Source organism: Streptomyces sp. NPDC088354, from assembly GCF_044753585.1.
In the GTDB taxonomy this organism is placed as follows: domain Bacteria; phylum Actinomycetota; class Actinomycetes; order Streptomycetales; family Streptomycetaceae; genus Actinacidiphila.
Window position 1 is genome coordinate 1 of record NZ_JBIVNJ010000090.1, and the last position, 9,920, is coordinate 9,920.

The following is a 9,920-nucleotide window of genomic DNA, read 5'->3' on the forward strand; positions in this document are numbered from 1 at the left end:
GAGCCGGCTGAGGCCACCGTCGAGGACGGGGCCGAGGCGGCACCGGAGGTCCCGCCGCCGTCCGCGCCGCACGCGGTCAGGGTCAGACCGGCGAGCGCCAGAGCGAGCACGGGGACGGCACGGCGGGCGGTGGTGTTCTTCACGGGAAGCTCCTGTTCCTGAAGGGGGCACGGGGTTCTTCCCCCGTCGTGATCACCACTATGACCAGGGGTTCTACTCCCGCACCAGCGCCGTCCGGCCTCCGTTACCCGTCACTGACGAGCGGTTACCAACCGGTGACACATGAAACACCGCGGTACCTGATTCCTGACAACTTCCTGACAGAAAAGTTCCCGAAGCATTTCGGTCGTACGGCGGGCGACGCATCACCGAACGGGACGTGTGCGTATGCCATCGGAACTCAAAAAGGAATCTCAGAGACAGGTTTATTGAATCCTAGCGCCAATGTTCCCTCCTGGGCGAGCGAGGGGGCCAGCAACACCCATGATGATCCGTGACGCGGGAAAGAATGCCGATGTTGCCACTTTGCCGCCTTGCCGCATATGGATTGACAAGCGATTGCTCAGAAATTCCGCACAACGGGTAAGAGCAATCACGAGGGACGAACGTGAGCGACTACCCAGAGGCGGACACGGCACACACTTCGCCGCATCCCGGCGGCCTCATCGAATACCGGACGACCGTACACCTCACGGCCCGACAGGCCCGAGAAGCCGAGCGGTTCTTCCTGAGCGGGGAGCACGGCCCGTTCTCCCACCTCACCGACCTTGCCATCCCATACTCCGCAGCCCTCGGGGGATTCCACTTCACCGCCACGGGCCAGCTCATCGGCGACCTGCTCTCGGCCCGGGTGTACTGCGACTCGTTGACCGGGGTTTCGGGCACCAACCTCGACCAGGATCCAATCGTCGCCGACCTGGTGACCTCCGGGTGGATCGAGTTCCGCCGGGGAAAGGAACGACACTTGATCGGGCCCGGGCAGATCTGCATCCGGGACACAAAGGCGTCGTGGGAGTTCTCCTGCGCACCGTCGACGACCGCGCACATGGTGTCGATCCCGCGGCACCTCGTCATACCACGCATCGGATCACCCCGGATCCTCAACCACGCTTATGTGGCGGACGCCGATACCCCTGAGGTGCGGTTCCTCGTGAACTTTCTGGAGACGATGGAGAAGAGCAACGGGGATCTTGAGATCTCGACCACAGCGCAGAATATGGCACGGGAGGCGTGCGCCACACTGGTCTCTGCCATCGTGTCCGGTCACTCCGGCCCGGGTCTGGAGGAGTACGCGAACCCAGCGATGGTGGCCGCGAAGCACTTCATCGAGAAGAACCTCGGTGACTACCAACTATCCCCAGTCGTGATCGCCAAGAGTGTCGGCGTGTCCCCGCGCACGCTGCACCGCTATTTCGCGGCGGCGGACGACTCCGTCATGGACTTCGTCCGGCGCATGCGCCTACAGAGAGCACACGACGAGCTGATCACGCCAGGCGGCAGTTCCAAGGTTTCCGAGATCGCGACCCGCTGGCACTTTTCCGACTCCGGCCACTTCATCAGGCAGTTCAAGTCCCGGTATGGCGACACTCCCGCCGCGTACGCAAGAAAGCGCAAGGGTGGGCCCCCCGAAGCCGCCTCCACGCCCTTCGATGAGCCACCCCGTTGAACCGTGGAGCACGGCAGACAGCATGAGCGTTGACCAGCACTCAGCACACCGTTCGCTCAACTCGCTCACGTTCGGGTATTCCTTGCTCGATCGCGACGACCGCTCGGAGTACGACGTGAACCGTCTCCCGGGATCGTCCGATGCGCAGAGCCGACCCGGAGGACGCCAGCTTTACTGCGTGGGTTGCCCTTTGAACACTGCGCCTGACACCGCTTCAGGCTGGTAGCTGGGCAATACCTCCAAGCCTGGTCCTTCGGGACCGGGTCAAGTTGACCGAGGCCAGCGTCGTTGACGGCTGGTTGGTCGGCGATCAGTGGCAGTACGGACTCGGATCCAACGCCGGTAGGCACTCCGATTCTATTGACGGCGAGGTCCGTCGTGATGTTCTGGCCGCAGCAGCTCCGCCGTATACGCTCCGGTGCCACAGGAAGCCATGACCGAGACCCCTCCCAGCACACGCCCCGACCACGTCGGCAGCGCATCCGTACCGCCACTGCCCCGGCAGGTGCGAATCGGCTATGGCCTAGGGTCGCTGGGCACTGGCACTTTTGGTACGGTGCCGGGCTTGATCCTGCTCTACTACCTGACCAATGTACTGGCGGTCCCGGCGGCCATAGCTGGCGTAGCTGTCCTCCTCCCGAAGGCGTGGGACGTCTTCGTCAACCCGCTGATGGGAGCTGGCGCGCTCACCCTGCCCCCGCTGTTCGCTGCGGTCTTTGCCGCGCCGCCGCTGCGCGGAGCGGCGGCGGGCTACGTGGCGGCCTTCTTCCTGCTGGCGGCAACCGCCTATGCGGTCTTCCAGGTCCCGTACGTAACGATGCCGGCCGAGATGACGCAAGACGGGGATGAACGAGCGCGAGTGTTGGGCTGGCGGGTGGGATTCCTCGGCGTGGCGATCCTGTTGCCAGCGGCCGTGGCCCCTGCCGTTGCCCACGAGCATGGCGACACCCCGGCGAGCTACAGGCTGATGGGCGTGGTGGTGGCCCTGTTCCTACTAGCTGGGATGCTCGGGGCCTGGCACTTCACACGCCAGGCTCCGTCGGTCGCCCGAAGCATTGCGGAGCCGTCGCTGCGGGCGCAGTTGGCGGCGGTGCGCGACAACCAGCCATTCATGTACCTGGCTGGGATGTGGACGCTACAAGCACTCGCGGTCGGGATCATGCTTGCAGGAGTGCAGTACTACGCTACGTACGTCTTCGGCGGAGCGTCAACTGTCACCTCGCTGTTCGTCTGCATGATAAGCCCGCTGGTTTTGGTGATGCCGCTGTGGAACCGGCTGGCGCGGGCGCGGGGGGTGAAGTACGCACAATGGTGCGCCTCGTTGCTGTTCGCTGCCGCAGCCGCGCTGCTCGCCTTCACCCCATACGCCGGAGCCCGGCTCGGCTACCCGGCGGTAGCCGCTGTGGGGATGGCCTACGCGGGACTGCAACTGCTGCCGCTGACGATGCTCGCCGACACTCTGGCCGCGGACGCCGTCCGGAGTGGGCGGCGCCGGGCGGCGACCTTCACCGGACTATGGACCGCCGCAGAGACCATGGCTTTCGCAGTGGGCGCTGGGGCATTCGCCCTCGTGCTGGCTACAAGCGGGTACCGCTCCTCGGACGCCGCGCACTACGTTGACCAGCCGGACTCCGCCCTCACCGGCATTACCGTCGGCATGAGCTTGCTCCCCGCCTTCCTGGCCACGGCAAGCCTGTGGCTCCTCCACCGCTACCGGGAGGACCCCATCGACCTTGTCCCGGGCACCTCCCCCTCACCGATCCGAAGAACCGGCCGAAGCGCATTGAGGAGTCCCACGCCCATGCGCATTGAGCCCGTTTCCATCCACATCCCTACGAGCTCATATCGCCATGATTACTTATGCGAACGGGGGCCATCGTCGGGCCGGACTGTCAGGTGTAGGGGCGTCGTACGGCCTTGAGGCGGGTCTGTGGTGCCGGTTCGTTAATGGAGATGACTGCCCGTGCCCGCCTGGAACGACTGGATGAAGCCAGCCCTGATGCCGTCGTCTGCCAACTTTGATTTGGTGAGCGGAACCCTACTGCGGTTTGGCGGCTGGTGTGGGTGACTTGCTTTCTTACAACGGGAGTTCGGTGTCTTGCGAAGGGTTGGTCCGCCTGTCAGGGGTGGGGAAAGGATGGCTTGGGTGGTGTCGCAGGACTGGGGCGGGCAGGCTGCGTGCCGTGCGGGCGACGTGGACGCGCACTTTGTTGAGGGTGCTGAGCAGCACCGGGTCAAGGCCGTCTGCAAGGGCTGCGCAGTGCGGACCGAGTGCTTGGCCTACGCACTGGATCACCGGATTGAGGACGGCGTCTGGGGCGGTATGACTGAGAGGGAACGCAGGGCGCTCCTGCGGCGCCGGCCGAGGGTGGCGTCCTGGCGTGCTCTCTTGGAGGCCGCTCGCCGGGAACACCTGCAGTCCGGGGCTGGGCCACGCAGCGGGCAAGCTCTTAACGGGGCTGGCTGACCATCATGGACACGGTGCCATGCCCCTGCTGCGTCCCCGCGCGCCACCGCCGTCCTCGCGGACCGCCAACCGCTGCACCGTCGTGCCGGATGCCCGAGCCGCGCAAGCAGCACGGCTCCTCGCAGTACAGAGCGTGCTGTCGGAGGGTGAGCGCCGTGCCGTGCCTGCAGGAGCAATGCTCAGGACTTGTGGATCGGTTCCGGGAGGGCGCGCGGAGGGCGTACCTTCCCGAATGATCCGTAAGGTCTCCGAGTAGGCCCGCGTTGCAGCGCGGGTCGGTAAGGCACGCCCGTGCTCAGCGTAGTCACCGACGACGGCTCCACCCAGTCCGGTTCCCTGATCGACGAGATCGTGCGGGAAGGCGCCCGCCGGATGCTGGCCGCCGCGTTGGAAGCGGAAGTCAACCAGTACATAGCCGAGTTGGCGGCCGAGACTGACGAGTACGGCCGACGTCTCGTTGTCCGCAACGGTCACCACCGGCCCCGGACGGTGGTCACCGCGGCCGGGCCGGTCGAGGTCAAGGCCCCGCGGGTCAACGACCGCCGCGTCGATGATGAGACCGGCGAGCGTAAGCGGTTCTCCTCGAAGATCCTCCCGCCGTGGTGCCGCAAGTCCCCGAAGATCTCCGAAGTGCTGCCGCTGCTCTACTTGCACGGACTGTCGTCCGGTGACTTCGTCCCGGCGCTGGAGCAGTTCCTCGGCGGCACCGCCGGCCTGTCGGCCGCGACCGTGACACGGCTGACCAGGCAGTGGAGCGAGGACCACGCCGCCTTCCAGAATCGGGACCTGTCGGATCGTGACTTCGTCTACGTGTTGGCCTACGGCGTCCACCCGAAGGTCCGCCTGGGCCAGGCCCACTCGTGTGTCCTGGTCCTGCTCGGGGTCCGGCTGGACGGCACGAAGGAGCTGATCGCCCTGGCCGAGGGACTGCGGGAGTCCACCGAGTCGTGGGCCGACCTGCTGCGCGACTGCCGCCGGCGCGGCATGCGCGACCCCGAGCTGGTCATCGGCGACGGTGCCATGGGCCTGTGGCGGGCGCTCGCCGAGGTGTTCCCGGCAGCCAGGTCGCAAAGGTGCTGGGTTCACAAAGCCCGCAACGTCACCAACTGCCTGCCCAAGTCCGCGCAGCCCGGCGCGACGAAGGCGATGCAGGAGATCTACAACGCCGAGGACCGCACCCACGCCGAGAAGGCGATCGAGGCGTTCGCGAAGACCTACGGGGCAAAGTTCCCGAAGGCTGTCGCGAAGATCACCGAGGACCGGGACGAGCTGCTCGCCTTCTACGATTTCCCCGCCGAGCACTGGATTCACTTGCGGACCACCAACCCCATCGAGTCGACCTTCTCCACGGTCAAGCTCCGCACCAAGGTCACCCGAGGCGCGGGCAGCCCGGCGGCCGCGCTCGCGATGGTGTTCAAGCTGGTCGAGTCCGCTCAGGCGCGATGGCGTGCGATCACCGGAGCCCACTTGGTGTCCCTGGTCCGCGCCGGTGCACGATTCGAGAACGGCGTCCTGGTCGAGCGCGAGGAGCAGGCCGCATGAACGTCCACGACATCCTGCAGGACCCGGACGAGCACGTCCGCTTCGCGGCCTACCTCGACAAGCTGGAGCACGTTGGCGACCCGGACGAGGTTGACCTGGTCAGCAGTGTGCTCACTGATCCGGACCAGACGATGGCCCAGTCCGCTGTGCTGCGGCACCTGGACCGTCGAGCCACCGGGCTCTACGCCGGTCCCGCCTACGAGGGGTGGGCGCAGAGGATGACCCAGGCCACGATCGACCGTCCCTTCCTGGCTCAGCGCCTGCGGGAGTGGTCTGTCTTCCGCGCCATCACGCTCATGCTGCCCTGGCAGCCGGACGACCTGCTCGCGTCATCGAACTGGCTCCAGCTCAAGACCGCCGACGGGACAAACACCGAGGCCATCGAGATCCTCGCCGAAGCCGGCCGCACCAAGCGGATCCGCAACGCTGCCAGGACCAGCCTCACGCACCGCAGCGAGAGCTGAAATCAGCTCACCCACAACTCTTGACTATTGCTCCCACTGCAGCCTCATCGCTCTGTAGATATTCTGAGATTAATGGAGGCTTTGGGCGGAAAAGCGGCAGGGACTCAGCTTGACTCTGTCGGGGATCTTGGACGGTCGGGTTCAGCTGCCGAGGGTTCGCCAGGACTTCGACCGGGGGATCGCGTTCTGGTCCAGGAAGGTCTGGAAGGCGGTCGGCGGTCTTGGTGAGGAGACATCCTCGGTGTCTGACCTGCGGCTGAGGCGTTCGATGTTCACGGCGATGGCTGTGAGGACGTGTTGCAGGTGGGCTTTTGGCTGTCCTCGGTAGCGGCAGTGGCGCATGCCGTGTCCGTGGGCGAACTCGTTGATGGTGCCCTCGACTCCGGAGCGGACTGCGTAGCGGGTCTTCCAGTCTGGGGTCTGCTGCTCGGCGCGGACGCGGAGTTGCAGGTCGCGGAGTTCTCGTGGGGGGAAGCCCACGGTCCGGGCGCTGTCGGCGGTGGTGGTGCAGCGGGTGCGGGCCGGGCAGGGGCGGCACTGGCTCTTGGTGAACCGGGCCACGATCAGCGGGGCGGCGGTGGGCGAGGACGTCGGGTAGGGGCCGTGCCAGCCCGCGCTGACCTGGCCCTGGGGGCAGGTGACCTGGCGGCGGTCGAAGTCGATGTGGAAGTCGTCCCGGTCGAAGCCTTCGTTCTTGCGGTGCTGGCGGGTGGGGTTGGCCGGTAGCGGACCGCTGACGGTGATCTGGTGTTCACAGGCGGCTCGTGCCAGGTGGACCAGGGACGTGTAGCCGCCGTCGACCAGGTGCTCGGCGGGCAGCAGCCCGCGACGGGCCAGGCGGGTGTGGATGCCGGGCAGGGCCTGGCCGTCGTTCGTGGCGGCCGAGGTGGTGGCCACGTCCGTGATCACGTTGACGTTGCCGGAGGCACACGTCTCGGTGACATGCGCGGCGAACCCTCTCCAGCTGTTGATGTGCCCATGGCGGACATAGCGCGCCGTGGTGTCGTAGGGCGAGAGGATCGCCGAGGAGGAGGGCGGCAGTCCGCCGTCGTCGGCAGTGCGCCAGCGCAGGCGGCCTGCCGCGTCGCGATGGTAGTTCTGCACGACGATCTGCCGCAGGGCCTCAGCCTGCGGGCCGGGCCGGTAGCCCGGTCCCTGCCGATGGAGGTGTTCCAGCAGTCGGCATGCGTCGTCGCCGGCCGCGAGGATCCTGGTCTTGGGGCGGGTGGGGTTCTTGCCCAGGCGGACCGGACGGTCGTAGCGGCGCCCCCAGTCCTCGTCGACCAGGCCGGTCAGCAGGTGATCAGCGGTGCGGGCCACTTCCTCCAGGACAGCGCGGACGGCCTCGGTGACCAGTTCCAGCCGGGTCAGATCACGCACCGCGGCCAGGACGTGGGTGGAGTCGGTGCGCTGCGTGGTGCGCTCACGCACGAGGCCGGCTTCCTTCAGGCGAGCGAGCGCGAGATCGAGAAGCCGGTCGGCACGGTCGTCCTGGGCCAGGCGCTCGCGGAAGTCGGCCAGGACGCTGTGGTGGAAGCCGGGATCGTCCAGCTCCAGGGCCATGGCGTACTTGAAATCGATGCGGCAGCGCACCGCCTCGGCCGCCTGCCGGTCCGACAGACCGAGCAGGAACTGCAGCACGCACACGGTGGCCAGTTGAGCCGGCGAGATGCCGGGGCGTCCGTCGCGCGGGTACCAGTCGGCGAAGTCCTCGTCGCACCACAGCCCGTCGAGACGGTCTCTCACCCACATCGCCGTCGTACCGCCCGGATTGCTCGCTCGCGCGATCTGCGCGGTCAGAGAAGGGATTTGCTCACCGGAACGGGGGCAGAGCGACAACGGACACCTCGGCAACTGCATCGGCTTGCGAACAGTCCCGAGCATGCCCGCTGATCACGCTGGCGCACCGAGGAACTCCAAGATCCCCGACAGAGTCAAGCTGAGGGGAGGCAGCAGAGCTCGTGACCGTCGGCCGCACGGATCACGTTTTGGTGGCACGGACGGACCGTTGACGTGGTGGTCAGAAGCTGCGACATGGTAAGAGTCCGTCCGATGTATGACGTAAATAGGGCATAAGAGACACTCCAGCACCGTCTCGGAGGCAGGCATGCCGGAGTACAGCAAGACCCCACAGCGCATCTCACAGCTCAACGACCTGCAGCACCGAGTGACCCAGCGAGGCGACAGCCCTCGGTCGGGCACCTGTTCTCGAACGGGCCCTGCGATCGCGGAGGGCTGCGGTGCGGCATCAAGTCCGCCTCGCTGCGCTTCATCCCCTTGGAGGTTCTGGAGCAGGAGGTTTACGGCCAGTACCTGAGCGTCCTCGAAACGACGGAAGAGGACGCTGCTCGAGCCGATGAGCGGCAACCAAGGCGGGGCTGCCCCTGGGGCCGGATGCCACGGCTCGCTCCGTCTTGCCGCTCGGGCCCAGTAGACCCCGACAGCAGTACTGAAAGCGCTCATGTGCTAAATCGCCCAAGAGGTCGAGGCACCTCCTCGGAGCGGACTTAGCCAAGGCAATCCCGCCCTGCGATGGGGTCATCTCCGCCGCACAAAGCCAGCCGACGCCCGCTGGACTGTACGAGCAACGCCACCGTCGGCCCGGGAGGAGACCGCACAGTGACCAGGAACATGGACATCCTGCATCCAGAAGCGGCTCCATCGTGCCGCCTGACCAGATCCCCACCGCTGTCACCGCCGGCGGCCCGGCCTACGGCGATGGCACGACGCAGACCTTCCGACCCGACGGAAGCACCTCCTACTTCGAGGCGGGACGCCAGACGGAGGGCACCTGGTCCGTCGAACCATGGCCGCTTCTGCTCCTTCTGGCCGCCCTCCTACCGAGCGTCCTACGAACTTCGATGGGTGGTGGAAGGTGGCGCAGCCGTCGGCCTTCGGTTCTCCGACCTGCGGAGCGATACCCGCTTCGCCGGCCGTTTCCAGTAGCCCTAGGTTCCGCCTAAGCCGGCAAGCCCGAGAGGTGGCCGAACTGTCAAGAACGGGCATCCGTTGTCGTTGACGTCTTGCATCGGCTTGCCAAGGCAGCTGAGCAACTCCGCCTTGAGTGGGCCGAGCTCGCACGACCCTGAAGTCCGTAGGAGAGTAGATGGCGAAGGCTTGGGCAGCTCTCGCAGGGAATCGGATGGGCTGTCTGCTTTCCGGAGGTAAGAACTTGCTCCTCGCGGGCGCTTATCTGCGAAGGGTTCCATAGATATCGGAACACGCTCGGGTTGTAGTGGAGTACCGCTCGGCGGGCAACTCCAGCCGTCAGATGAACATGCAGGGGACGCAAGGAGCAAGTTCCGGTGGTACTTTTCTCCTCTCATTCCGGGCGTGGAAAGCGAAATGAGAGTGGCTAACGTTTCATCGCATTCGCACCCCTAGTAACGTATCACGATATGCCGACTCCAGGTAGGTAAGTGATGGACATCGGAACAGGAAAGCCAAACAAGCTCTGTACGCTTATCGTGGCTTTGATAGCCTTCTTCGCGGCTTCCGTGACCTTGAGTTCCGGGGCATGGGGGGAAGAATCCCGATCGCGGCTCTACAGCGGCGCAGCCACCCAAGCCTTACCCGCAAGCTGAGCCACCTAGCACGTCACAAGAGCACGCCGTGCATGATCGCGAACAGCCGACACGACCCGCTCAAGCATCCGAATCACAAGATCGTCGACAGAACCCGGATCTTCACGTTGATCGCGTCCACGAACAGCACTGGATAGACGCGGTCCAGCGGGCGGTTGGACCATTCCGCCATTCCGTCCATCACCTTGTCGGTGATC

Annotated in this window: 6 protein-coding genes and 1 pseudogene; 5 read left to right on the top strand and 2 right to left on the bottom strand. The window is 65.9% G+C overall.

What is annotated here, in order from left to right:
* Positions 1 to 607: 607 nt before the first annotated feature.
* The 5 genes from ACIP98_RS41185 to ACIP98_RS41205 all read left to right on the top strand — a co-directional run bounded on the left by ACIP98_RS41185 (position 608) and on the right by ACIP98_RS41205 (position 6,139).
* A complete protein-coding gene (locus tag ACIP98_RS41185) occupies positions 608 to 1,666 on the top strand; it encodes a helix-turn-helix domain-containing protein (RefSeq protein WP_401981849.1) in 1,059 nt (352 codons plus the stop codon).
* Positions 1,667 to 2,099: 433 nt separating this feature from the next.
* A complete protein-coding gene (locus tag ACIP98_RS41190) occupies positions 2,100 to 3,587 on the top strand; it encodes an MFS transporter (RefSeq protein WP_401981852.1) in 1,488 nt (495 codons plus the stop codon).
* A gap of 216 nt (positions 3,588 to 3,803) precedes the next feature.
* Positions 3,804 to 4,133: a WhiB family transcriptional regulator gene (locus tag ACIP98_RS41195; RefSeq protein ID WP_401981854.1), complete on the top strand. Its 330-nt coding sequence runs from the start codon at positions 3,804 to 3,806 to the stop codon at positions 4,131 to 4,133.
* A gap of 291 nt (positions 4,134 to 4,424) precedes the next feature.
* Entirely contained in the window at positions 4,425 to 5,675 is a 1,251-nt protein-coding gene (locus tag ACIP98_RS41200; protein ID WP_401981856.1) for an IS256 family transposase, read from the top strand.
* On the top strand, positions 5,672 to 6,139 hold the full coding sequence (locus ACIP98_RS41205; RefSeq protein ID WP_401981858.1) for a hypothetical protein: 468 nt from the start codon (positions 5,672 to 5,674) through the stop codon (positions 6,137 to 6,139). The genes ACIP98_RS41200 and ACIP98_RS41205 overlap by 4 nt, the downstream gene beginning before the upstream one ends.
* Before the next feature lie 141 nt (positions 6,140 to 6,280).
* Here ACIP98_RS41205 and ACIP98_RS41210 read toward each other — a convergent pair whose 3' ends face one another.
* On the bottom strand, positions 6,281 to 7,891 hold the full coding sequence (locus tag ACIP98_RS41210; RefSeq protein ID WP_401981860.1) for an IS1182 family transposase: 1,611 nt from the start codon (positions 7,889 to 7,891) through the stop codon (positions 6,281 to 6,283).
* Positions 7,892 to 9,817: 1,926 nt separating this feature from the next.
* A pseudogene (locus ACIP98_RS41215) lies at positions 9,818 to 9,920 on the bottom strand (transposase); the annotation flags it as partial.

Excerpts from the sequence above, each read along its gene's own strand:
- ACIP98_RS41195 (WP_401981854.1), top strand. The coding sequence starts at position 3,804 with ATGGCTTGGGTGGTGTCGCAGGACTGGGGCGGGCAGGCTGCGTGCCGT.
- ACIP98_RS41210 (WP_401981860.1), bottom strand. The coding sequence starts at position 7,891 with ATGTGGGTGAGAGACCGTCTCGACGGGCTGTGGTGCGACGAGGACTTC.
- ACIP98_RS41190 (WP_401981852.1), top strand. The coding sequence starts at position 2,100 with ATGACCGAGACCCCTCCCAGCACACGCCCCGACCACGTCGGCAGCGCA.
- ACIP98_RS41205 (WP_401981858.1), top strand. The coding sequence starts at position 5,672 with ATGAACGTCCACGACATCCTGCAGGACCCGGACGAGCACGTCCGCTTC.